Annotated in this window: 18 protein-coding genes; 11 read left to right on the top strand and 7 right to left on the bottom strand. The window is 39.1% G+C overall.

What is annotated here, in order from left to right; genetic code table 11:
• Window positions 1–2 precede the first annotated feature (2 nt).
• The 6 genes from FAZ15_RS00360 (at window position 3) to FAZ15_RS00385 (ending at window position 10560) form a co-directional block, all read left to right on the top strand.
• Window positions 3–1385: a DUF6055 domain-containing protein gene (locus FAZ15_RS00360; RefSeq protein ID WP_238387101.1), complete on the top strand. Its 1383-nt coding sequence runs from the start codon at window positions 3–5 to the stop codon at window positions 1383–1385.
• 501 nt (window positions 1386–1886) lie between these two features.
• The gene (locus tag FAZ15_RS00365) at window positions 1887–5012 is read left to right on the top strand and encodes a SusC/RagA family TonB-linked outer membrane protein (protein ID WP_238387102.1); all 3126 of its coding nucleotides are present in this window, start codon (window positions 1887–1889) and stop codon (window positions 5010–5012) included.
• 11 nt (window positions 5013–5023) lie between these two features.
• Window positions 5024–6499: a RagB/SusD family nutrient uptake outer membrane protein gene (locus FAZ15_RS00370; RefSeq protein ID WP_136899023.1), complete on the top strand. Its 1476-nt coding sequence runs from the start codon at window positions 5024–5026 to the stop codon at window positions 6497–6499.
• A 23-nt stretch (window positions 6500–6522) separates the two neighbouring features.
• Window positions 6523–7662 (top strand): DUF4859 domain-containing protein, encoded by a 1140-nt coding sequence (locus FAZ15_RS00375; RefSeq protein WP_162304835.1) that lies wholly within the window; start codon window positions 6523–6525, stop codon window positions 7660–7662.
• Between the two features lie 48 nt (window positions 7663–7710).
• On the top strand, window positions 7711–8682 hold the full coding sequence (locus FAZ15_RS00380; protein ID WP_136899027.1) for a DUF5007 domain-containing protein: 972 nt from the start codon (window positions 7711–7713) through the stop codon (window positions 8680–8682).
• A 12-nt stretch (window positions 8683–8694) separates the two neighbouring features.
• Complete coding sequence (locus tag FAZ15_RS00385; RefSeq protein ID WP_136899029.1) at window positions 8695–10560, top strand: DUF4859 domain-containing protein; 1866 nt, start codon at window positions 8695–8697, stop codon at window positions 10558–10560.
• A gap of 61 nt (window positions 10561–10621) precedes the next feature.
• On the opposite strand, the gene FAZ15_RS00390 is transcribed toward FAZ15_RS00385, so the two are convergent.
• A complete protein-coding gene (locus FAZ15_RS00390; protein ID WP_136899031.1) occupies window positions 10622–11062 on the bottom strand; it encodes an acyl-CoA thioesterase in 441 nt (146 codons plus the stop codon).
• 90 nt (window positions 11063–11152) lie between these two features.
• On the bottom strand, window positions 11153–12418 hold the full coding sequence (locus FAZ15_RS00395) for a DUF819 family protein (RefSeq protein WP_136899033.1): 1266 nt from the start codon (window positions 12416–12418) through the stop codon (window positions 11153–11155).
• A 128-nt stretch (window positions 12419–12546) separates the two neighbouring features.
• On the opposite strand from FAZ15_RS00395, the gene FAZ15_RS00400 reads away from it, so the two are divergent.
• Complete coding sequence (locus FAZ15_RS00400) at window positions 12547–13617, top strand: Gfo/Idh/MocA family protein (RefSeq protein WP_136899034.1); 1071 nt, start codon at window positions 12547–12549, stop codon at window positions 13615–13617.
• 9 nt (window positions 13618–13626) lie between these two features.
• Here the strand turns inward: FAZ15_RS00400 and FAZ15_RS00405 are convergent, their stop codons facing one another.
• Window positions 13627–15522 carry an OmpA family protein gene (locus FAZ15_RS00405; protein ID WP_136899036.1) on the bottom strand — a complete coding sequence of 632 codons (1896 nt, stop codon included), beginning with the start codon at window positions 15520–15522 and terminating at the stop codon, window positions 13627–13629.
• A gap of 57 nt (window positions 15523–15579) precedes the next feature.
• A complete protein-coding gene (locus FAZ15_RS00410) occupies window positions 15580–16203 on the bottom strand; it encodes a 7-carboxy-7-deazaguanine synthase QueE (protein ID WP_136899038.1) in 624 nt (207 codons plus the stop codon).
• Window positions 16204–16435: 232 nt separating this feature from the next.
• Between FAZ15_RS00410 and FAZ15_RS00415 the strand changes: the two genes are divergently transcribed.
• Window positions 16436–20014, top strand: coding sequence for a DUF7507 domain-containing protein (locus tag FAZ15_RS00415; RefSeq protein ID WP_162304836.1), 3579 nt, complete (start codon window positions 16436–16438; stop codon window positions 20012–20014).
• Window positions 20015–20067: 53 nt separating this feature from the next.
• Here the strand turns inward: FAZ15_RS00415 and gap are convergent, their stop codons facing one another.
• The 3 genes from gap to pfkA are packed head-to-tail and all read right to left on the bottom strand — an operon-like array spanning window position 20068 to window position 22911.
• Entirely contained in the window at window positions 20068–21063 is a 996-nt protein-coding gene (gene gap, locus FAZ15_RS00420) for a type I glyceraldehyde-3-phosphate dehydrogenase (RefSeq protein WP_136899043.1), read from the bottom strand.
• 5 nt (window positions 21064–21068) lie between these two features.
• On the bottom strand, window positions 21069–21917 hold the full coding sequence (locus FAZ15_RS00425) for a hypothetical protein (protein WP_136899045.1): 849 nt from the start codon (window positions 21915–21917) through the stop codon (window positions 21069–21071).
• Between the two features lie 10 nt (window positions 21918–21927).
• Window positions 21928–22911: a 6-phosphofructokinase gene (pfkA, locus tag FAZ15_RS00430; RefSeq protein ID WP_136899047.1), complete on the bottom strand. Its 984-nt coding sequence runs from the start codon at window positions 22909–22911 to the stop codon at window positions 21928–21930.
• A 151-nt stretch (window positions 22912–23062) separates the two neighbouring features.
• On the opposite strand from pfkA, the gene FAZ15_RS00435 reads away from it, so the two are divergent.
• The 3 genes from FAZ15_RS00435 (at window position 23063) to FAZ15_RS00445 (ending at window position 25840) form a co-directional block, all read left to right on the top strand.
• Window positions 23063–23719 (top strand): NUDIX hydrolase, encoded by a 657-nt coding sequence (locus FAZ15_RS00435; protein WP_136899049.1) that lies wholly within the window; start codon window positions 23063–23065, stop codon window positions 23717–23719.
• A gap of 193 nt (window positions 23720–23912) precedes the next feature.
• Window positions 23913–24521, top strand: coding sequence for a TetR/AcrR family transcriptional regulator (locus tag FAZ15_RS00440; RefSeq protein WP_136899050.1), 609 nt, complete (start codon window positions 23913–23915; stop codon window positions 24519–24521).
• Window positions 24521–25840, top strand: a complete 1320-nt coding sequence (locus FAZ15_RS00445; RefSeq protein ID WP_136899052.1) for a TolC family protein — start codon at window positions 24521–24523, stop codon at window positions 25838–25840. The genes FAZ15_RS00440 and FAZ15_RS00445 overlap by 1 nt, the downstream gene beginning before the upstream one ends.
• Window positions 25841–25855 lie beyond the last annotated feature (15 nt).

Genomic DNA, 25855 nt, shown 5'->3' on the forward strand with positions numbered 1-25855 from the left:
AAATGGGTAAATATGTAAATCAGCAAATTTGTCTGATAAAGTTAATAGGGGTATTGGTCTTGTTTTTCGTACAGCTTGGTGCAATCGCGCAGCAGCATGTTAAGGAATTATATCTGCCTTCAAAGATATGGCGGGTGCCCGAGGCGAACGATTACCGGAGTGAAGACAGTGAATACAGTTATTCGCGTAAAGTTGAATCTGAAAACATTGCTATATTTTGGGCTAAAGAATATGGTGACGATCCCAAAAATCATGTAAATAGTACAAAGCGATTCGACCCCATAGCTATCCTTGCACAATGTGAACGATTTTATACGCATTACCGGGATACGGTAAAAATGGTGCAACGTGGAAAGTCGTTGACCGATAAGTATAAACTATTGTTCTTTGTGATCGGAGGAGACGAGGGAACGGCTTTTGGCGGAGGGGCAGCGGATAGCGTAGGTATCTTATGGGCTTCTTCATTACGGTTGCAGCATCCGCCTTACGGAGCAGTTGCACATGAGATGGCACATTGTTTTCAATATTTGGCCAAAAGTGATGGTGCCTGGGCATATTCATCGAGCGTAGCGGGGAGCAGAGGGCATGCTATTTTTGAAATGGGAGCCCAATACCTGTTGTGGCAGGTTTATCCGGGTTGGATGACCTTTGAAAACTACCATCTGAAAAGCTTTATGGATAAAACGCATTATGCTTTTCTCCATGAAACAAATATGTACCATTCGCCTTATGTATTTGAATATTGGTCCATGTTACACGGGGCTGATTTTCACGGCAGGCTATGGCGTGAGGCCCGGGCAGGTGAAGATGCGGTGCTTACATATCAACGATTGCATGGCATGAACCAGGATACCTTCAATGACGAGTTATTTGACGGGTATCGCCGGTTTATGACCTGGGATCTGCCTCGTGTCCAAATATATGCTGCTCCTTATGCTAACCAACACACCACGAAATTGATTGTAACTGCCGATAAGTACTACCAAATTGATTCTGCAGTGGCTCCGCAAAACTATGGTTATAACGGAATTAAGCTTGTCGTTCCACCAAAGGGTACATCCGTAAAGCTTCATTTTACCGGCATAGCCGGTCAGGAGGGATACCGTCATACCGCTGTTGAAAATGCAGGGTGGAGATACGGGTTTGTAGCCATGAAGAAGAATGGCGAGCGTGTATATGGCGCGACAGGAAAGGACGCGCGAGGTGATCTTGTTTTTCCCGTTCCCGATCAGACAGAACACTTGTGGTTGGTAGTTAGCGGTGCACCAAAACAGCATAGTATTCACTTGTTGGATGGAGATGATGTGAATGACGAACAATGGGGATATCAGTTTAGCCTGAACGGGACTATTGTTCATCTGGATGTGTTAGTGGCCAAAAGGTAGTTTTTGACCGGCTATAGGTTGTGTAAATAGTGTTTTGGTTCATAATAAATGTGGGCCTGCTGGATGTATATCCGGTAGGCTTTTTTGTTGCCGTACTGGTTGGAGCTAATCACACTTTTTTTAAGGCCTGAAGTAGGTTAAAAAGTGGTTTTAATAGGCGAATATCGGGTGATAAACTATGTCATTTTGATGTTACATTTGCTATATAACTAATTGATAAACTTATCTGTTTCTGAGGAGCATGACTACAGTTCTAGTCTGAGGTTGAATCATATAGATAGATTTTTTTAACTTTTAAATTATTGATATAATGAAAACATAGTATGCTATAAATACATTTTGGATATTAGTTTATTCATTGTTGTACGTCAGATGTGATTTTTATTCTGCTTATTGAAGTTCAAAAGAGCAACAATATAACTAGATGCAATTAACCTAAATTTTAACAAACATAATTAACGCATGAAAAAAATGTATCTACTTAAAATCTTGAACGTTTTTTTGATTTTTTTAGTATTCTGTCAACATGACTTGATTGCTCAGTCTGTTGTAATTACGGGAAAGGTCAGCAGTTCACAAGGAAATCCTTTATCAGGAGTGACCATAAAAGAGAAAGGAGGAACCGGTGTCACTTCGACAAAAGAAGGGGGACATTTTACGATTAGTATTTCGGGACTTGGGAAAAGTCTTGTTTTTACTTCTGTAGGGTATATAACCAAGGAGATCGCAATTTCTAGCAGTAACGAGGTTAGCGTTATTCTAGATGAAAATTCTTCTGATATGGATGAAGTTGTTATTATCGGATATCAGAATATACAGCGACGGAAAACCACTGGTGCTATTTCTACAGTAAAAGGGAAAGACTTTGAAAATACGCCTTATGCTACTTTTGACGCAATGTTACAGGGACGTGTGGCAGGTCTAGCGGTGATGAGCACGTCTGGAGAACCAGGCACAAACAATATTGTGAATATCCGCGGTAGTAGTAACCTTGGGCTTGCTAATAATGTGATCTCTGCTCCATTGTATGTAATTGATAATATTATTTATGATGTGAATGATTTTGGTTCAGCATACGGAGCCAACCCTCTACAATCTATAAATCCGAACGATATTGAGTCTGTTGATATCTTAAAAGATGCATCTGCTTCTGCCATCTATGGAGCCCGTGCGGCTAATGGTGTTATTATTGTCAAGACAAAAAGACCGTCTACAGGTAAGCCAGAGGTTCGTGTGTCCGCCTATGCTGGGATCGCTGATATGCCAGCGATGAAACCCATACAGGTAGGAGCTGCTGAGCGTCGATTGAAAATGAATATGCTGTATGTTGGAGGACAAGATCAATGGTTTGCAAATAACCAGATAAGTATGATGTTGACTGATAGCCTAAATCCCGCCTTTAATAATAATACAGATTGGCAGGGACTGTTCTTGAGATCGGCACAGATCAACAACATTAATGCTAGTGTAGGCTCCTCGTCTGATCGCTTTACGTATCGTTTTTCTGCACAGCGATATTACGAAGAGGGTGTTATGATTGGGTATGAAAATGATAATATTACTCCCCGCTTGCTTTTACAAGTGAGACCTACGGATAATGTGGAAATAGAAACCAATCTATTCGCCGGTATTACGCGAGCCAAACACGGTTCCGGGGAGGGGGTGTATGGAAGTAAATATCCGTTTACGACCTGGGGATTTCCATCTTCATTTTGGCAAATTACCGATGTCGAAGAAGGAGTGTATACTGGACGGTACGACGATCTGATGGATAATGATCGTACAACAAGTATTAATGGTAATACGGCCGTGACCCTCAAAAAGGTATTTGTACCAGAGCTATCTTTTCGTACACAATTCTCTTACAACATTAATAATAACACACGTGATCTTTTTCAACCAGCCTTGATCACAAGTAATCGTAGGAATTGGGCAAGGAGTTGGGTTTATCAAAATCAGCGATGGGAGTTGGAAAGCTTCTTTAATTATAATAAGACGTTAAAAGAAATTCATAATATTTCGGGAGTTCTAGGGTATGGTATGGAACAAAATAATACCAACAATCGTTATCTATCTGGTTATAGTGACAACAGTTCCGTAGTAAAGTCCATTTCGGGAATCTCCTCCGGATCTGATCTTTACGGATGGAGTGATTTACAAGAAAGGGCACGGGTATCGGTCTTCGGTCGTCTGAGTTATGATTATAAGGGTAAGTATCTTGTTTCAGGAAGCTATCGTCAGGATGCATCGTCGCGCTACAGCAGAGACAACAGATGGGGTATTTTTCCGGCTATATCGGCTGGTTGGATTCTAACAGAAGAACGTTTTTTTGAGCCTTTGAAAAGTGTAGTGTCATTTCTGAAGTTCCGTTCTAGTTATGGTTTGACCGGTCTTGATCCTGGAAGTTATTATGCGCAGTATATGACTTTAGGTTTTAATGGAAATTATGAGGGAGCCAGACTGGACAATGGAGATAATGTGGCTATTAATACCTATAATGGAGTGGGTGTTACCTATCCAAACTATGGGGGGGCGGCATCTGCGTCCAGCATAAAATGGGAACGTACACCACAGTTTAATATTGGTTTTGATGCTAATTTTATAAAAGATCGTATTAATGTAACTGCAGATTATTATGTCAGAAATTCCCAAGCGATGGTTTTTGAGTCACAAGCACCATTGACCACTGGTTTCTCCGCACTGACTAATAACTTTGTCGATATACGGAACTCAGGAGTAGAATTAACAATTAATACATTTAATCTGCGACCAGAATCCGCGTTTCAATGGAATACCAATTTCAATATCGCTTTCAATAAGAACATGGTTACCAAACTTCCTAATGGGGGGCGTGAGTTTCGAACAGGCCCCCCATGGATGGAACGGACGTTGAATGTAGGTCAACCTCTATTTCCGTTCCAAGTATGGAAAGTAGATGGTGTCTTTGCTACAGATGCAGACGTACCCATTGATCCTTTGACAGGAAACCGCTTGCGAAATGGATTGACGGGACAATATTATAAAGCAGGAGATCCCGCACCCCAAGATATAAACGACGATTATATTATCGATTATCAGGATAAAGTTTCTATGGGTGATCCAAATCCGAAAGTCACGGGTGGTTTTACAAATTTCTTTTCATATAAGGGATTTACCCTGCAGGTGCTTATTACATTTATTCAGGGTCGTAGTCTTTGGAACGGATATCTTTCCGATAGACTACAAGATGCAGGATCGGCCTCATTATTTAGTACATGGGGAAGTAACTCTGCTATCGCGGGTGACTTCAACGTTTCCGACTTCTGGTTACGTCCAGGCGATCAGGCTCGTTATCCCAATCTATTTTCCAATACTGTTGATAATTGGCATATTGCTCAAAACTATTTTGTGGAAAATGCCAGTTTTGTTCGGCTTAAAAATATTCAGTTTGGTTACTCTTTGCCACAAAGTTTGACCAGTAAGCTAAAATTCAGGACAATGAGGGTATTTGGAATGGTGGACAACCTCTACATCAAATCGTGGTCAGATACACCGGATCCTGAAGCTGTGGAACCCAATGGTTATTCAACAGGTAACGGTTATCCCATACCAAAGAAATTTACAGTGGGTATTGATTTACTCTTTTAAACATTAAAGTCATGATTAGGAAGATATATATAATACTTGTTTCCATGGTAGTTTTGGGGATAAGTTCTTGTAATGATTTTTTGGATCTCAAGCCAATGAGCTATCCTACAGATGAGAATTTTTGGCAAACGGATGATGATGCCAATTCTGGGGTGGCGGCCATTTATGCCTTGATACGACAGGCGTTTAACTATTCGGGGGGTATGACCTTCTATGCCTATGGTGATTTCCCTTCAGATGAGTTTACAACATCAGGTGGAGCACCGTGGATGTTTAATCATGTTATTGACATGAATTGGTCTTTTGCGGTACCTAGCTCGGATACAGGTAATCCTTTATTACGATTAAGGCGTTATGATATTTTTTATCGAGCAATTGACCAGGCTAATAGGGTATTGAAGTACGTGCCGGATATGTCTGCTTCAGCTTTTGCAAGTGAACAGGCGCGAAATCGTCTTATCGGTGAAGCTTATTTCTGTAGAGCTTTTGTGTACTTCTATATGTCTAGGGTATGGGGAGGAGTTCCTTTGGTAACGGAAACAATACAGGTAGATGAAGCTCAAGATATTGATGCTGTTAAGGCAGAAGAAATATTGGATCAATGCTTACAAGATATAGCGTCCGCAAAATCTTTATTGTCTTGGGATCGTGGATCTTCATCCACCCGGGCAATACGCGCTAATAAGACTGCTTTGTTTGCCCTTGAAGCCCATATTCATGCATGGAACCAGGACTACACATTATGTGCTGAAGCAGCTGACTCTGTATTGACTTACGGAGGGTTGGCGTATGTCGGAAGAGGAGAAAGTTATAAGTCGATTTTTGTTGGACAATCTAATGAAGGGATTTTTGAAATATCACAAAATGCAACTAACGAAGGAACGGTAAGTGGAATTGGTATGAATACACTAGTAGAGCCTTATTTAAGAGGTAGAACAGGAAATCCAGGACTAATTATCTCGCCAACGCATATAGGAAGTTTATACCCGACGGATGACTTGAGGCTGACTAATGCTTTTGACCTTCAAGCCAGTGAAACTTCCGCAGTGTGTACAAAATATTCGAATGTAACCTATACGGATGAAACAGCGAATGCTATAGCTGTTTTTAAAAACAACATTATTATATTTCGTTATTCTGATATTAAATTATTGTATGCTGAAGCCTTGGCGGCAACGGGAAGAGAAGTGGCTGCTACAAGCGTATTGAATGAGGTTCGTAATCAGGCTGGTATAGGAGACTGGGATCTAAATGGAGATCTTTTCGAAGAAATTATTGCAGAGCGTGGACGTGAATTATTTCTCGAGGGGCATAGGTTTTATGATCTAATTCGATTAGGCCGATTTAAAGGGAAGCTTCTTTTTGGTAGTAAAATGACCGCCACTCAATTTAATGCGGGAAAATACTATTGGCCGTTTGACCCTAGCTTGCTGAATGTCAATAGACGCTTGAGACAGACCTCATTTTGGAGTACAGTGAATATGTAATTATGAATTTAAAAGGAAAGAAAATGAACAAATTATTCACCATTATAACATTGTGGATTGCAGGGATCACGCTCTTAGGGTTGATGAGCTGTAACAAACAGGACTATCTGGTCGATGGTGGTCTGCACAATGCAAAAGTTGATGTGAGTACCTATGATTATTTAGCACAACATCCTCAAGGATTATTCGATACATTGGTACATATTATCGATCATTTTGGTTTAAAAGAGGAAATTAATAATGCATCTACACTTTTTGCGCCAACCAACTATTCTATACGTAGGTATTATCAGGCGAAATGGAATGAGTTAAAAGCTATAGATGAAAATGCAACGTTCTCTCTCGAACAGATGCTGGAAACGATCCATATAGACTCCTTAAAGGCTTATATATACCCGGAGGGGCATTATGATCTGTCGGTAGCGAATACAACGTATACCAGTATTGCTAATGCCGGTAATTTATCTGGTTTTGTTTACCACAAACAGTTACAACCGGCAGGACAATGGTCTTTTCAGCCCATATACTACTTGTTTTATGTGAAGATCAGGGGCGAAATAGATCAGGTTGCTGATGATGGTACCGTTATCACTCCCGAAGGAGATTTTGCAGATCTCCGTATACGCTGTCAGACTCAAGGCATTGAAACAGCAACTGGCACTATAATCAATGTATTGGCTAATAACCATTTATTTATATCAGATTTTAATGAGCCTAAGGAATATGTAGAACCTGATTGGGGAACTGTATTTGACTATGATATCGAATTCGCGTATAATGCTGGAGGTTATACAGGTGGATCCGTTGAGATTGACCGGGATGCACTTGCTGCAGCATTTGGGTTAACGGTCAATGAGGTCAGTACATTTTTTGGAAGTCAGATTGTTTTCTATGGAGCCAATAGTGATGGTACACTAGATCCAAATAGTACGGCCAACCATCCGGGGCATTGGTTTGATGCTGAGGGAAACATAACCACTTGGGGAGCTACAGCTGTATTGTTCTCAGAGTATAATGCCTCTGCTTTTGTATTTAATATTGGACAGTATCCTGGTCAAGCGGTACAAGGAAATAAATATGTCATTCGCCAGTCTCTGGTGTATAAAGATGATAATGGAGATGAGACACAGGTTACTTTCAGGTTGAATGTTACTATAGAATAGGGGTTGTGATTTTGTTCAGAGTTTTAGTATATCATAATATTGTTAATCATGAAAAGAAACTATATAAATAAATTGGGATTGATATTGACGACATTCGTATTAAGTGCGTGTGCTAAAGTGGAAGACGGATATATCAGTGACTATATTTCGTATAACTTACGTACGCTGGAAGCTGTCCAAGGGCAAGTTAACTATACGGGTGCGCTGGTCTTGGATGGAAGCACAGCTCCGGTTAAGGTAAAACTACTTTCTATTAGAGATAAGAACACAGGTCGGGAAGCTAGTGAATTCTTAGCTGATTATGAAGTGCCTACTTATATCGCAGAGATTACCAGTGAGGATAATACCCTGGAACGTCTTATGGAAAAAATTGCCATTGATAAAATGCCTGCTATTATGGTCAATGAAATAGGAGGGCGTGTCGGGCTGACAAGAGCTACTACAAATATTGAGACAGGATTATATACCATAGATGTAGAGGTGACGAATAGTCGAGGAACAAGGGTAATTAATAATGCCTTGGACATACAACTAATTCCGGCGACAACACATTCCATCAATTATCAAGCTATGACAACATCAGATTTTGGTGTTGAAGATAACTTTGTCGATGCAACTCAATATTTCGAAATTGAGGTGAAGCGCGAAGCTACTAGTGAGAATAGGATCATTTTCCATTGGGTAGATAAAAATGGTAATACATTTAACCCTAAAGCTGGTGAAATTATCAAACGTGGTGATCGACCGACATTTGCCCATTGGTCACCTTATTTTGAGGAGGAGGTTACCGATGACGCTATATCTTACGAGTTTCCTTTGACAGGACTTGATTATCCTGTTTTGAAGCAGATCAATGTAGCGGGGGGAACTTGGGCAGATGGGATTACCTATTACCGAGTTGTTGGATCGGCAACCGATATTGGTAGAAATGTCAATCCAGTAAGTACATTGAAGTATTATCTCGGAGGAACTTATAATGTGACATATCATCTGAAAAATGTTATACGTAAACCTTTATAAATAGTTTAAACTATGTGGTACAGATATTTAAGAGTTTTATTGTTTCATTACATCACTACAGTTCTGTTTCTTACATTGCTTTTCTTGTCCTGTGAGAAGAAGAGCGAATTGCCTACAGAAGAAGATGATACAGAGCTGGTAGAGGAGGAGGATGATACTTTACAAATCTATAAACCCAAAGAGTTTGAGGGGATGGATTTTGAAAATAGTTCAAGTACATGGTCAAATAAAAGAAGTCGGCATTCAAAGCATTTTGTTGTGTACTGGGGGAGTGGCTATGGAACGAACGATCCAAACGCTGCTTCGGTACCTGAGGCGTATCGTGTAGATATAAATGATTTGCTAGCTAAGGCTGAGGAATTTTACAAATTGAATGTTGAGACTTTAAAATTTGCAGAACGAGGTGTTGATAAATCCAACCTGGATCAATACAAAATGATGATTTTTCTGCACTATACAACCGACTGGATGGCTTACGGTGGTGGCTATGATGACGTGATTGGTGCATTATGGGTTAGCCCAAGCACCTGTAAGCCAGTTGGGGCTACCATCGCCCATGAAATAGGGCATAGCTTTCAATATCAGGTCCGCTGTGACCTTGGAGCTAATCACGGGTTTAGGTATGGCTTCGGAGGAAATGGAGGAAATGCTTTCTGGGAACAAACCGCCCAATGGCAAGCTATGCAAAGCTATCCTGCAGAAATATTTGAGACGCATCATTTCCCTGTGTATACAGAAAACTATCATCGTCATCAATTTCATGAATGGTATCGATATGCCAATTATTTTGTACATTATTATTGGGCGGACAAACATGGTCTGGATATAATAGGCCGTATATGGAGAGAAGCAACTTCTCCAGAGGATCCGTTGCAAGCCTATATGCGGTTGACAGGTATTAATGCCCAACAGCTAAACGATGAGATGTACGATATGGCTGCTAAATATGCTACCTGGGATTTAGATGCACTACGTAACCGGGGAAAAGAATATATTGGACAGCATACCTATAAGTTTGATGTACAAACAGATGGAGCTCTCCGTGTTCATTATGACCATTGTCCGGGTACTGGGGGATATAATGTTGTCGCATTAGATGTACCTGTAGTAGGGGGATCTATTTCAATTGATTTTAAAGGATTGGTTAACGAAAGTGGTTTTAATGCTATTTTAGATCCGTCTAGGGCAGGTTGGCGTTATGGTCTGGTCGCTTTGTTAAGTTCCGGAGAGCGTGTTTATAGCCCAATGTACGATAGTAGAGAGCGCAATATATCTTTTACCGTTCCCGATCTATGTCAAAAGCTATTTTTCATCGTAAGTGGGGCGCCTACGTCTTACGCGGTTCATGCATGGGATGAAAATGAAGGTAATGATGAACAGTGGCCCTATGAAATCAAGGTTTCCGGAACAAATGTTACCGGTTACGTGACTTTTGATGAAGATGATCAACCTCAGGACATCACCTTTAATTTTGATGTGGATATACCATTTGATGCTACCGCTTATAGTGGAAAGAACATCTCTATAGATCGGACTGCATTGGCCACAGCGTTTGTGTTACAGCCTTCGGCTATTGGTGATGCTATTGGCAGTACGATAAAGTTTTATGCGGTGGAAAGTAATGGTTCTTTAAACCCAAATACAACAGCAAATGGTCTAGGTCATTGGTTTGGTGCAAATGGCAATGTAATTGGCTGGGGATCTGATGCTCGAGTTTATTCGGAATTTAACCCTGCATCAATGATGTTTTTAGTGGGACAGTATCCTAACCAAACAAAAGTAGGGGATACGTTTAAGGTGAGCCAAGCTCTTGTGTATGAATACGAGTCGGGTAAGACCGTACAGGCGACATTTGTTTTTAATGTAACGGTAGAATAATCTTTAATCTCATATCGTTAGTTTCTTTTAATCCTGTCAAATCAAAAGTTGACAGGATTATTTAAATCACTTCAACATAGTCTTCCGCCATAGGAAGTTTTTCGAGCATATGATGCCATTCCTCGGGTATATTCACTAGTTTACGGTGTTCCAGATCTAACCATGCGCCATCCACATTCACAACTGCTGCTTTCACGCCATCTTCCTTATAGACTTCATGACGGAAGGAGAAGCGTGCATTTTTTTTGTTAAACTTTGTCATCTCAATTTTTACAGAAATATGTTCGTCTAACTTTACTTCACGCAAATAAATCAATTCTTCCCGAAATAAAATGGGGCCTATTTTGCGTTTTGCAAATTCATTTAATGATAACCCCATTTTATTCAGCATATTGCTTCTGGCCTGCGCACAAAAATCGGCATAAGCAGAGTGTCGCAAATGACGGTTTGCATCGATCTGAGCCCAAATCACCTGCCCTTCATAATATGTGTTATTCTCCATTTAAATTCGTTTTTCCAAATTTAACGAATAAAACCATGATGAACAATATTTCATAGCAAAGGGGAAACATAACTGAGAGTTTTTATATTTTTATATCGGAGATACCCACTGCATGAGTAGTGCGGTAATCCAGCCTGCATATGTGCCTACAGCATAACTAAATACGGATAAAATAACTCCGACAGATATCAATGACGGATGGAATGCCGCTGATGTTACCGTTGCTGATGCGACACCGCCAACATTTGCCATACTTCCAACAGCGTAATAAAAGAAAGGAATCTTAAATACTTTGCCAACGACTAAGAGTAATAAGGCATGAAACGACATCCAGATAACACCCACGATAAATAGTCCGGGATTATCTAAAATAGCAAGTATATCCATTTGCATGCCTATAGTCACGATTAGCATATATAATAACACCGTGCCTATTTTAGATGCTCCGGCATTTTCCAATTTTTTAGCAGGAGTAAATGACAGCGAAATACCAATAATAGTTGCAAAAAGAACCAGCCAGAAAAAACTATTGGTTAACGAAAATTTCTCCAAATTAGGATAATATTCGGTTATGTACTCCGCAATAGGTTCCGCAAGAAGAGTAGCTAAACCAGTTCCCCCGAATGCTAAAGCTAACATAATGACAAAGTCTTTTGTCTCCGGCATGCGGTTATTTGCTTTTGATTTTTCATCCATTTTGATCATTAACATATCGACATCTTTTGAATCGGCCTTGAAAAATTTGTCAAACTGTTTGGATTTACTTGCACCATATAGTAAAAATGCCATCCAGATGTAGGCGACGAAAACGTCAACTGCGATAATGGAGGAAAATAGTTTTGGAGAGGGCTGGAGAATTTCCCGTAACGCAACTTGATTAGCACTTCCGCCAATCCACGACCCTGCTAAAGATCCTAATCCACGCCACACCTCATGGGGTCCAGCTCCTCCTACTACTTCAGGTGCGACAAGTGCTGTGAGCCATACAGCCAGTGGACCACCGACTACAATACCGACTGTTCCTGTTATGAACATTAGTCCTGCACGCTTACGTAATGTCCACATTTCCTTTAAGTCCAGATTGATGATAAATAAAATTAGGCAACTCGGTAAAAAGTAGCGGCTTCCAATACGTGTGAGTGCGGAATTTTCACCATCAAAAATATGAAAGGAATTCAAAATTCCCGGAAGAAAATAGCATAACAATAGAGGAGGGATAATATTGTAGAAGCCTCGGATATATTTGTTCGATAAACTTGACGTGTAAAATACTAATCCCAGTATCGACATCAATATACCCACGATCACAGCGGTATTCGTAATTAAAGGCTCGGCGGCGGAAATATCGTTTTGCATAATCTATTCTAAAAACCGTGTGAATTTATATAATAAAATTCATTCGTCCTCGGTTTCCCGCAATTTTATACGAGTTTGTTTGTAAAATACCTTATAAAGTTGCATTTTTAGGTCTAGAAGTGACAAATATGGATAAAATACAAATTTTGGTGGTTGGCTGTGGTAATATGGGGGCATCACATGCTAAAGCCTACCATGATTTTGAAGAATTCGAAATAGTTGGTTTGGTATCACGGGGGAATAGCAAAATTGCACTAAATAAAAAACTAAATGCAAACTATCCGTTGTTTGATGATTTTGAGGACGCTTTACGTATTACCAAACCTGATGCGGTTTGTATATCTACCTACCCCGATACGCACGAACGATATGCTATTCAATCGCTGGAGGTAGGAGCACATGTGTTTATTGAGAAGCCGCTGGCGCATACTGTGTTAGGCGCGCAGCGCGTTATTAATGCAGCAAATAGGGCGAACAGGAAACTGGTAGTAGGTTATATTCTTCGACATCATCCCTCTTGGATCCGCTTTATTACCGAAGGAAGAAAATTAGGCACACCTTTGGTATTCCGTATGAACCTCAATCAGCAGAGTCATGGCTACATGTGGGATGTACATCGCAATTTGATGGAAAGTTTGAGCCCGATAGTAGATTGTGGTGTACATTACATCGATGTAATGTGCCAGATGACAGATGCCAAACCTATACAGGTTTCGGCGATTGGCGCCCGACTCACGAATGATATTCCAACAGATAATTACAATTACGGACAGCTGCAGATTCGTTTTGATGATGGAAGCGTGGGTTGGTATGAAGCGGGTTGGGGCCCAATGGTTAGTGAAACCGCTTTTTTTATCAAAGATGTCTTTGGGCCTAAGGGATCTGTATCTATTGTTGCCAATAATGCGAGCAAGCAAGGTAATTCGGATTCAATAACCGCTCATACACAAACGGAATCGATATGCATCCACCATGCTGCTATAAATGAGAAAAATGAGTTTTTAAAAACCGATGAATGGATAGATTTATTGGATGAGCCAGATCACCAGGAATTGTGCAACCGTGAACAGCGTTTCTTTCTACAAGCCATTAAGGAAGATTTAGATCTTTCCAAATCCATGGAAGATGCCCTGAATAGTTTGAAAATTGCTTTTGCCTGTGATGAATCGGTAAAATCGGGTGAAATGATCAAACTCTAAACCCTCGTCCTATTTTAAAATCTTAATTTCTGTTCGTCTATTTAGTTGTTTCCCTTCATTTGTTTCATTGGTAGCGATGGGTTTCTGGTCTCCTAAACCTAGAGTTGTAATTCGGTTTTTTGCAATGCCATTTGCAAAAAGATAATTCGCTACCGCTATTGCTCGATTTTCGGACAATTTTTGATTAAGTTCTTTTTTGCCGGTATTATCGGTATGTCCGCTGACTTCTATTATAATGTCTGGATTTAGTTTTAGAAAAGCAAGTAATAGCATTAGATCACTTTTTGAAGTAGATAACAATTCGTATTTATTGATATCAAAGTAAATGTTATTTAGCGTTATTGTACCACCGATTTTTATAGGTTGGAGCAGGATATTTGTTTCAAATTTTTCGTTCGTAAACTTGAGGTCATCCAGTGCATATTGTTTCGAATCAAACAGGTATCCTTGGTGTTGAACATGAACAGCATAATTAAAACCTATGGGGAGCGTGGCAATGAATTTTCCATCCACATAATCGGCAATATCTTCATATACTACCTGTTGATTGTCTGTATTTGTCACGCTGATCTTTGCCGCCAATGGCTGGTTATCTTCTGCGTCAAGAACTTGCCCCTGGATATAGGCCACAGGATCGGGCATGATTAATTGTGATAGTTGAAAGGCATAAATATCCAGTTGTCTGCTCGAGTCCTGGGAAGCTAAATAACCTAATTTGCCATTCATACTGACGTGAATTGCAGTTTGATTATAGTGGTTGTTTATGGGTTTGCCTAAGTTTTCAGGGTGCGACCAGTTGCCTGCTGTATCTACATGACTTAGAAACAAATCTAATCTTCCGAAACCGGGCCACCCATTTGACGCAAAATATAAGGTTTTATTATCCGCATGGATGTAGGGAGCACTCTCGTCAAAAGGCGTGTTGATTTCTTTTCCCAGATTTTCTGGATTTCCCCATTTTCCAGATTCGTTTAATGTGCTTTTCCATATGTCATAACCTCCGATTCCTCCGGTACGATTGCTGACAAAATACAAAGTTTTGCCGTCGGCAGATATTGCAGGCTGTGACTCCCAGCCTTTTGTGTTAATTGGCGCACCTAAATTATGAGGTGTACCCCATTCTCCATTTTCTTTTTTGGAAACATAGATGTCACAGCTTCCCATTCCATTAGGTCTATTACAGCCGGTAAAAAATAGGTACTTTCCATCCGGTGAGATGCAATGTGCACCCTCATTAAATGCTTCTGAATTAATCTTTCCGGTCAGTTTCCTCGCTTCTGACCAATTGTTTGAACCGAGTTCACTTTCGAAGAAATTTTCTTGGTTATTTACTTTGCGTGTGAATACAATCGTCTTATTATCGGCTGTCAATTTGGGAAAGTACTCATCATCTGAAGTATTTATTGCTGTGGGGAGTTTTTGTAAATGAACTATACCTCGATCAGTATGATTGATTGCAAAAAGACAATCGGCTATGTATTTGTCTATTTGCATCCTGCTTTTTTCAGACAGATTATTTTTTGCATAATCTTGTAAATAGGCAATGGCCTCATGATATTTCCCTTCGTTAAGCAAAGATTCTCCTAATCCGTATTTAGTTAGGGGAGTCAGGTTAGGGTCGAGTTTCAACACACTTTTATAATATGGTATGGCTTGTATGTAATTCTCTGTCTGTCGATGTATATCAGCTAGTTGCTGATATGCAGTTGCGAAGTTAGGATCTAATTCTACCGCTTTCTCCAAGTGGGAAATAGCTAAATCTGTCTGCTGTAAACGAAGATTTTTATTAGCGGTTTCATAAGCCTGTTGTGCTTTTTTATTCGAGGAGGGAAGTTGAGCGTATATCAGATGGGCTTCGATGCCAAAGAGAAAATAAAAACTAATGACCGCAAATAAAAGTTTCATATACCAACTGCCTTATGGTATAAACTTAGATAAAATGCGTTGTATTCACAAACCCAGCTAAGGAATATTCAGATACTTGTGGGTTTGTAATGAAATTTCCCATTTAGGGTTATTTTTTACGTAATCAATGATCAGGGGAGTCATTTCTGAAGCTTTAGACCACTCGGGCTGGAGATATAATCTGCACTGGTCGCCTACAAATTTGGCATGCTCTTCTGCCCATTCGAAATCACTTTTGTTAAAAACAATAATTTTCAGTTCTCCCGCTGCATTTAATACATCGGGGCGAGGACCTTTAAATTTCTTGGGAGAAAGACATATCCAATCCCAAAATCCACTTAAAGGATAAGCTCCAGAAGTCTCTATAAATGTTTTTATTCCCGCTTCTTTTAGCTTTCTGGTCAGGTAATCCAGGTTGTATATTAATGGTTCTCCACCTGTTATGACCACTGTTTTGGAAGGGTACCGTTTTGCATTTTCAACTATTTGGTCGGCGGAAGTAAGGGGATGCAATTCCGCATTCCAGCTTTCCTTCACATCACACCAATGACAACCTACATCACAGCCTCCCAAACGGATAAAATAAGCAGCTTTTCCGGTATGGTATCCTTCACCCTGTATGGTATAAAACTCTTCCATTAAAGGAAGCTGAGTGCCATCCTCTGGTACTTGATGTGACATTGCAAATAGTAATTAGGTTGCAAACTTAGAAAAAATGCTTTGGATTTACAAACCTATTGCTCTTCACTGGGTCCTGTTTGCTAAGAACAGATTAGTGAAGATAAACTTAATACGGATGTTTAACCTGGGAAACTTGCATGTATAATTAACTTTGTCTAAGTTTGTTTATTGCCCTGATTATTAACACTTATTTATGCATGTTATAGCTAGATTAGTATTTTTTGTTCTGCTTATGGTTAACTGCACCACGATCCTAGCGGACGGTTCAAAAGAGCTGTATCCGGCTGGTGTACGAGGAAATAGGGCTTTTTTAAATTGTTTGCCTTTCGGATATACTTCGTTTTCTAATTTGGGGACACATTTTGCTTACGTGCGTATAGGGGAGACTTTAGCGGTAGCTTCAAGTGCACAAAATGTAGGAAATGGGCGGATTCGGGTTACTTCTCCTTTTGGTAATGTCACGATTACAGATGATACAGATATTGGACGTATTCGAGCTACCGGTTTTTATAGTCAAAGAGCTGCGGAGTTGGCCGGCCCGGGAATAGGATACACTCCTTTTGAGATTTCAGCAGATGAAGAAGGGATCTGGATGGTAGAATTTATACCACCTATTGGTGAAATTGCATCACAAAATGTATCGAACCCTCCACAAAACCCAGCTGACGGAAATTGGGATCAGCCTGATGCAGGGTACTTGGTAGCAGCTTGGGATATTTCAGTGAGAAATACAACAAATACAGAATGGGTTGCGGGTAGGGTATATACCAATGTACTTAATTTATATTTGAATTACGAATCTCTAAATAATGAAGAAGGCGCTTTTTATGGTGTGAATTATGTGTTGACCAAGGATGGATATGTGTATAAGGTGGACGGAAATGGGAGTCACGGTATCCAGTTTTCATATTTTGTAAATAATACCGGGTTTCTAGACTTGGACGGAAATCCAAGTTATAAAAGTTCCAATGATGGGTATAACGCGTACATCCATAATCCATTATTTGCAGATGTAGACAATACGTATATCACGCATAAGATGCTATATACTATGCCGGATTCTCATTTACCGCGGATGAGCACGGGTATGATTCCAAGTGGATCTACTTGGTTGTTGAATCCCATTCAAGTAGCCGAAATCAAAAACATAAGTTTGATAGGTAGCGAAGGAACTCCTAACTATGTTAATTTAAAAGGCAGTAAAATCGGCTTTGAAACAAATTATGCTGGCAGATATAAAATCACCATCAAATCAAAAGACCCGTCATATACTTTTGAACAACGAGATATATTGGTGCAAGCAACAGTAGGGAATAATCAATATATCTGGGATGGAAAGGACGGACATGGTAATCTTTTGCCCGCCGGTAGAGACTATCCTATTGAGATATTGATCGGTTTAGTAGAGGGCGAAATACACTTTCCATATTTTGATATGGAAATTAATCCTAAAGGTATTTTTGTACAACGAATTAATCCGGATGGCAGTGTAAACGGCGCTGCCATTATGTATTGGGACGATAGCGCAATTTCTCCGGGAGTACCCTCTGAGCAGTCTGATCCACTTATAAATCTAGATGGAATAAGTAGTTATGAAAACGGACATAAATGGGGTTCGTATCAGCATTCAACGATAACGAATCAAAGTGTGAACAACGTGAATAATGACTATGGAGCAGCCAGTTTTGGAAATAATAAAGGAATGGACACGTGGTCGTATACTGTTCAGGTACAAGAAAGCGTGGTAAAAGCAACAACAGTTGAAATTGCAGATCTCAAAATTGTATCCATCGAACCCGATAAAACGGAGATCGAATTGGACGAAATAATTACGTATACTGTTGTCGTGCTGAATGATGGCCCTTCAGACGCAAGCAATAGTACGTTTTCTTTTAGTTTGCCGGAGGGTTTCTCGATTAATACTGTCAGCCATTCGAGTTCTTGTGGTACAGTACATTCTTTAAACACGGTAGTAAATAGTGTAGACGGAACGATAAATCTGCCCAATGGGTGTAGTTTGATTTTCATCCTAAAAGCAAAAGCGAATGACGTGCCTGACGCAACGTATGGTATTGTAGATGCTTTGGCAGGGGTGGTCCGGCCACGAGATTTTACAGATCCAGATGCAACTTCCAATAATACAGATGCAACATCCCCAGGTACTGTTTTCGAAGAGTGTATGGGTAATTGTAATAACATGATGTGGAATACTGACGTGTTTTTGCTAGAACCTTATCATGAAAGAGGGCAGTTGCAGCTCTTGAAAACAGTAAAACATATCGATTCAGATCATTCTGGTTTTCAGGAAGTAGATGAGGAGCTGGAGTATAGCTTTACTATACGTAATTCAGGAATGGTGCCAGTAACGGACATCTTTGTGCAGGATCCACTTCTGGGGAATACCAGTCTAGTGCCACCAAAGACATTTCTAGATGAAGGAGAAGAAGTTGTGTTTTCAGCTCGATATAAGATTACAGGCGATGATGTTACAAAGCGACAAGTCAGTAATTCTGCTTTGGTAAAGGGTAAAAATCCTAGAAAATTCGATGTGACTGATATTTCGGGTACAGCCTTTGAGAATATTGAACATACGGTTATTGATATCGATACCAAGCCTGTTTTGCAATTAAGGAAATCTGTTGTCAATCAGGGAACCGGCGAGCATAATCAATTTACCTTAGGGGATCAGATTATTTATGAATTTGAAGTTGTTCATTCTGGTTATCTGGCTGTAATGGATCTACGGTTGCGTGATCAGAATCTACAAGAGACTGATGTATTAATTTATCCATCTTTATTAAAGAATGAAAATACCACGTATACAGGAACGTATATTGTTAAGCAATCAGATATTGATCGGGGGTATGTGGAAAATACAGCTACGGTATTTGGGGTAGATGAAAAATATCGATTTGAAATTTCCGATGTTTCGGGAAATGGGTTAGAAGACGATCTTCCTACCATAACGACTGTGGCTAAACCACCTAAAGCAATTGCAGATTCGATTGTATTTTTCCAGGGGAGTAATGCGTGGATTAACGTGTTGGATAATGATGAGATTGGATCTAGTACCATTGATATCCATTCGATACGTATAACGGGATATCCTAGCTTCGGTGATATTTCCGTGGAAGGAGATGTGATTCGGTATCTTCCCCATAGTAATCTTGTGTATGGGGAAGATACATTTTCTTATTCGGTCAAAGATAAAAGCGGTCTCTGGAGTAATGAAGCCATGGTAACAGTCTTTATTCAACAAACTGTTCCAGTGGCAGTGGATGATCAGACGAAAATCGGCTATAATTATCGGACGACTATCAAACCCTATACCAATGATTATGTTGAAGGAAGCTTTTTAAATAGTGAAACGGTCAGTATTTTATCTTATCCCAAATATGGAACGATTACATTGGTAGGCAACGGAGATATTATCTACGTGCCGAATGAGAATTTTACCGGATTTGACGAATGGACCTATCAAATTCAGGATAAGAATGAGAACTGGTCCAATACGGCCAAAATAATTGTTGAAACTACAGGATTCTTTTTGCCGAATACGATTACGCCTAATGGGGATAATAAAAATGATACATTTGTTGTTATTGGTGCTTACTTGTTTGACAGGATAGAATTAGAGATTATAGATCGGTTTGGGAAATCCGTGTATAATAGTTCAAGCTATCAAAATGATTGGGATGCATCCAATCTTTCTGACGGCACATATTTTTACATTTTCAAAGGGCATAAAATAAATGAAAAATCCGTTATCAGAAGGGGATCTGTACTCATGACGAGAAAAATAAACTACTAAAAAAAATGGAGCCAACACGTTAGCTCCATTTTTTTATGATTGTAGAAATCGAATTATAATTTCCCGATCTCTTGCACCAAGTCAATGATTTTGTTTGAATAACCCCATTCGTTGTCATACCAAGAAACGACTTTCACGAAGTTATCATTCAATGAAATACCTGCTTTAGCATCGAAAATAGATGTACGTGCATCTCCCAAGAAATCTGAGGAGACTACCTCATCTTCTGTATAGCCTAAGATACCTTTCAAGTCACCTTCTGAAGCTTCTTTCATCGCAGCTTTAATATCTTCGTAAGAAGCACCTTTATTTAAACGTACTGTTAAGTCAACAACTGAAACGTCGGCAGTAGGAACACGTAAAGACATACCCGTTAATTTGCCTTTCAATTCAGGAAGGACCAAACCTACAGCTTTTGCAGCACCTGTAGAAGATGGGATGATATTTTGGTAAGCTCCACGACCTCCTCTCCAATCTTTTACAGATGGGCCATCCACAGTTTTTTGAGTTGCTGTTACAGCGTGTACAGTTGTCATTAAACCTTCTACGATACCAAATTTATCATTTAATACCTTAGCGATAGGCGCTAAACAGTTTGTAGTACAAGAAGCATTTGAAACAATATTTTGATCAGCTTTCAGTTCTTTGTGGTTTACACCCATTACAAAAGTAGGCGTATCATCTTTTGCTGGCGCAGACATAACAACTTTTTTAGCACCTGCATCGATGTGTTTTTGAGCCAATTCTTGCGTCAGGAAGAAACCAGTAGATTCGATGATTACTTCAGCACCAACCTCATTCCATTTCAAATTAGCTGGATCTTTTTCTGCTGTTACACGGATTGTTTTTCCGTTGACAACAAGATTGCCATCTTTTACTTCTACGGTACCATCAAATTGGCCGTGTGTCGAGTCGTATTTTAACATATAAGCCATATAATCTGGCTCTACTAAGTCATTAATACCTACCACTTCGATATCAGCACGTTTTACTGCAGCTCTAAACGCTAAACGGCCAATACGGCCAAATCCGTTAATTCCAATTTTCATTTTTATCAGTTTTTATTAATGTAATATTTTACTAAGTTTTGTATAGGATCTTTTAATATTGTTCCTATGTTTAAATGATATTCTGCTCCGATCTCCCGCAACCAATCTGAATAGTTATTCGCGACTGATCCTGTAAAATGAATGGTTTGATCGGGATACTGATCAGAAAGGGGGATGAGGTATGTTTTAACAAAAATTTCCAAACCCCTTTTTACAATTGACGCGATATAAGGATCCTTTTTGTTTTCCAATATAAAATCAGCAAAAGATGTTAAAAATATATTGGGGTTTGGACTGTTATACATTTTTTCCAATATAATTTTTCGATCCATGGTATGTTTTATTAATAGCCTTTCACGTATTCCATTTGGAAGGGAGTCGGTTAGAAAGTCCTTTAGTACCTGGCGCGCTAACCAGTTTGTTGACCCTTCGTCTGCCAAAATATAGCCAAGTCCATAATTGTTCTCTATAATTTTTTTTCCAGTATAGAAAGCTGCATTAGACCCGCTACCAATTATTCCGATAATGCCTTTTTCATCGCCAAAGGTAGATAGGGCAGAAGCTGCTAGATCATGGTCTACTTTTACCTTCGCATGGGTGAAAAATGTTTCAAATATCTTTGCGGTTTTATCTTGGCGGTCTTTGGAAGAAGCGCCAGCACCAAAAAAGAAGATTTTTCGAATTTTTTCAGCGTTGTACAGCAATTGTGTATTCTTATTAAGAAGCTGATTTACAAAATTTTCATCTTGGATGTATGAGTTGATTCCAGCTGTTCGAAATCCATGGAGTACTCTTCCTTTATCTATTAGTCTCCAATCTGCATATCTTGATCCTGTGAAAATAACTAAAATCATAATGTTTACCTTAAAAAGACATCACTTTCGCGATTTCTAATAATTCTTCATTCAATTTGAATTCCCGATTATTTAAAGCTTCATCCAGTGGAGTGGTAATCATATCTATCCCTCTAATACCAACGGTCGCGCCTGAATTGCCTTTTAATAGCTCTCTGACAGCAGTGTAGCCCATTCGTGTAGCTAACACACGGTCAAAACTACTTGGCGCCCCACCACGTTGAAGATGCCCTAAGATACTAACTTTTATATCAAAATGCTCAAATTTTTCTTTAACATGCTTTGCAACATTATATACACCTCCATTTTTATCACCCTCAGCAATAATAACGATCATGGAACTTTTGTTACGTTCTTCTGCATGTTCTAAAAGGTCTATCAACTCAACAATTGCAGTTTCTTTTTCGGGCAAAAGTATAGCTTCGGCACCTCCGCCTACTCCAGCCTGCAGCGCAATGCATCCTGAATCACGTCCCATTACCTCTACAAAAAACACCCTATTGTGTGAAGCAGCCGTGTCTCTGATTTTATCTATGGCATCAATCACGGTATTATTAGCGGTATCATATCCCAGCGTATAATCCGAGCCGTAAAGATCATTATCGATTGTTCCAGGTATGCACATTACCGGAATATCGTATTCCTGTGATAATATCTGTGCTCCGGTAAATGTTCCGTCTCCTCCGATTGCGACTAAGGCGTCTATACCTTCTCTTTTTATATTTCCATATGCTTTTGCTCTTCCTTCTTTGGTTTTAAAATCCAAACAACGTGCTGACTTTAATACGGTTCCGCCTTTATTTATAATAGAGCTGACAGACCTGCTCGTCATATCTATGAACTCTCCATCTATCATCCCTTGGTATCCGTGATAAATGCCTGTTACTTTTTTGTTTTCATATAAGGCTGTTCTTACAACTGATCTGATTGCTGCGTTCATTCCAGGCGCATCCCCTCCAGATGTAAAAACACCTATTCTATTAATTTCTTTCACTATAATTTAGTTTAGCTTATACGAATATAGTGTGTATTTTTTACACTATTAAATTTTTCTGTGATTTTTTTTGTTTATTATACATTTTTTAGGCATTATTGCCTATAGTTCTAGTTACTTATCGATTTGTTAATACTTAATTTTTAAGGTTTTGTTATCACATTTTACAGTTGACTGCGTAATATATACTTTTCATGAAGCTCAATTAAAAATATTATTGACGGAGAGGAATGAATACCCGTATAAAGGGTGGTGGGCACTACCTGGGTTTTTTATTGAGAAAGACGAGGAGATGGAGGATGCGGTAAAACGTATTTCCTATGAAAATACCGGACTTAAAGATATTTATCTAGAGCAATTGGCGGCGTTCGCCGGTGTAAAAAGACATCCGGAGGGAAGGATTCTAACAGTTGCCTATGTGGCTTTGGTACGCTATGAAAATGTTAAAAATAAGGTAAAGCCTGTTACATCTTATATGAAGCAAGCCAAATGGTACCCTATTAATAATTTGCCAGATTTAGCTTTTGACCATCGGGAAATTATTCAATTGAGTGTAGAAAAATTAAAGAAACGCTTATCCTATTCTTTAGCTCCCTTTGAATTGTTGCCCGAAAAATTTACGCTAACACAACTTCAGCAAGTCTATGAAGCACTTCTAGGAGAAACCTTAGACAAGCGTAACTTTCGAAAGAAAATGAATAATCTAGGATATTTAAAGGAATTGGATGAATTTCAGACTGGAGTTTCCTATCGAGCTGCCCGGCTTTATAAATTAGATAGACGGAAATTTCAAAAGCTTATTGAGTGAATTGTCTTAAAATAAACCTCTTATCCGTGAAGCGTTAGTCTGTAATCGTTCGTTATATTATACGCTGAATTTCAATAGTCATATTGTCATTGCAATGTTTTTTTTAATTAATCTTTCTTTATATGTATCATTCGTTTCATACTTTTGAACAATTTCTGTAAAAAGTCAGGAATAAAAAAGGAGAGATTGATAAATGGATAATCGTAAAGAGGAGATTGTTGAGGTTGCGACAAAGCGTTTTTCACATTATGGTTTTAATAAGACTACAATGAATGAAATTGCGGAGGATTTGCGGATTACGAAGGCAAATTTATATTATTACTATCCGGACAAAAATGCTTTGATCAAAGATGTTTTGTATGCTATAGCGCAGGAAGCGAATCAACGAGAAGTCGCTATCATAGATGGATATGATCATAATTTGATGGACACATTGTTTGCTTTGTTGGAATTGCGTTCGAGTTATGTTCGGAAGTATTACGTACTGCATCTCAGCGAAAACTTAGAGTGGATAAAGGGGCTGGAATTGACGAATGTCTTGATTGAATTTCATAAACGAGACGTTTCGAATGTCAAACGGTTGCTAGCGAAAGCAATAGAATCAGGGGAAGTGAAAATTGCAGATATTGATTGTGCCAGTTTGTGTTTTGTGGAAATTGTCCGCGGACTTGGGATTATGCACAATATCGCTGATATCGTCACTGGTCTTCCAAATGTCAATAAAGTAGATAAAATTTTAGAAAGCCAAAAAAGGGCTACGGAGTTTATTTTTGAAGGAAAAATAGTTAGTAAACAGTTATAATGAAAAGAATAAAATTAATCGCTGTAATGTTATCCAGTATTTTTGCTGGTAATTATTTGTATGCGCAGGAAGTCTTAACGCTTCAGGAGGCCATAAAATATGCATTGAAGAATAAAGCCGAAGCAAAGAAATCGGCTTTGGAATTGGAAAATGCGCAATATCAAATTGATGAGGTCAGAGGAAGTGCCCTTCCACAGATTAATGCTTCGGGATCTTTAAAATATAATGCAATAATTCCCGAAATGGCAATTGATTTAGGTGGAGAGATTATTACTGCTAAAATGGGACAGCCCTGGAATTCAGCCGCAATGGTTTCTTTAAATCAACAACTGTTTAACCAATCGATTTTTACGGGTTTAAAGGCCGCAAAAACTACACGGGAATTTTATCAAATAAATGCGCAATTAACGGAAGAACAACTTATAGAGAAAGTTTCTAATTCTTATTATGATATTTTTCAAACGCAGTTGCAGTTGGAGACCATTCAAACAAACCTAGATAATACCACAAAGACAAAAAATGTGGTAGAAGGCCTCGTACAAGCCGGTTTGCAAAGAAAGATCGATTTGGATCGTTTGGTTGTAGCAATTAATAACTTAGAATCTCAAAAGCAACAGATCTTGAACGCGCAGCAATTAAAAGAAAATGCGTTGAAGTTTGCAATTGGTATGCCGATAGAGAACGATATCCAATTGCCCGAGGAAACATTTGATATTAACGCGTCCATCGCTTTGGAAGATATGGATATCGACAATAGAACAGAAGTTATCCTGAATAGAAAGCAAATTGAATTATACGAATTGAACAAAACGGCTAAGGTTGCAGATTTATATCCAAAACTTTCATTAGGCGCTGATTTTGGTTGGAATGGATTCGGACAGGGATTTCCTATCGGGGGAGATTTTATGTGGCCAAAGACCTCTGGTATAGGCTTGAATCTATCTGTTCCAATTTTTACAGGAGGAGCTACAAAGGCAAAGATTAGACAAGCTGATATACAAATCCGACAAGCACAAGTTACTTTAGAGGATACAAAGCTTGGATTATCATTAGCCAACGAAAACGCGAAATCACAGATTAGAAACTCGTTATTGATTGTCAATACTAATCGTTCGAATGTCACTTTAGCAACAGAAGTATTGAACGATACGCAAAACAACTATGGAAATGGTTTAGCTACCCTAACAGAATTACTTGATGCAGAAAAGGCACTTGCTGATGCACAAAGTAATTTGAATACCTCATTGTTGAATTTCAAGGTTGCTGAAATTCAGCTAATAAAAGCAAAAGGAAATTTAAAATCATTAGTAAACGAATAATTAACTGAATACAAT

This window comes from Sphingobacterium olei (assembly GCF_005048855.1).
Taxonomy (GTDB): Bacteria; Bacteroidota; Bacteroidia; order Sphingobacteriales; family Sphingobacteriaceae; genus Sphingobacterium; species Sphingobacterium olei.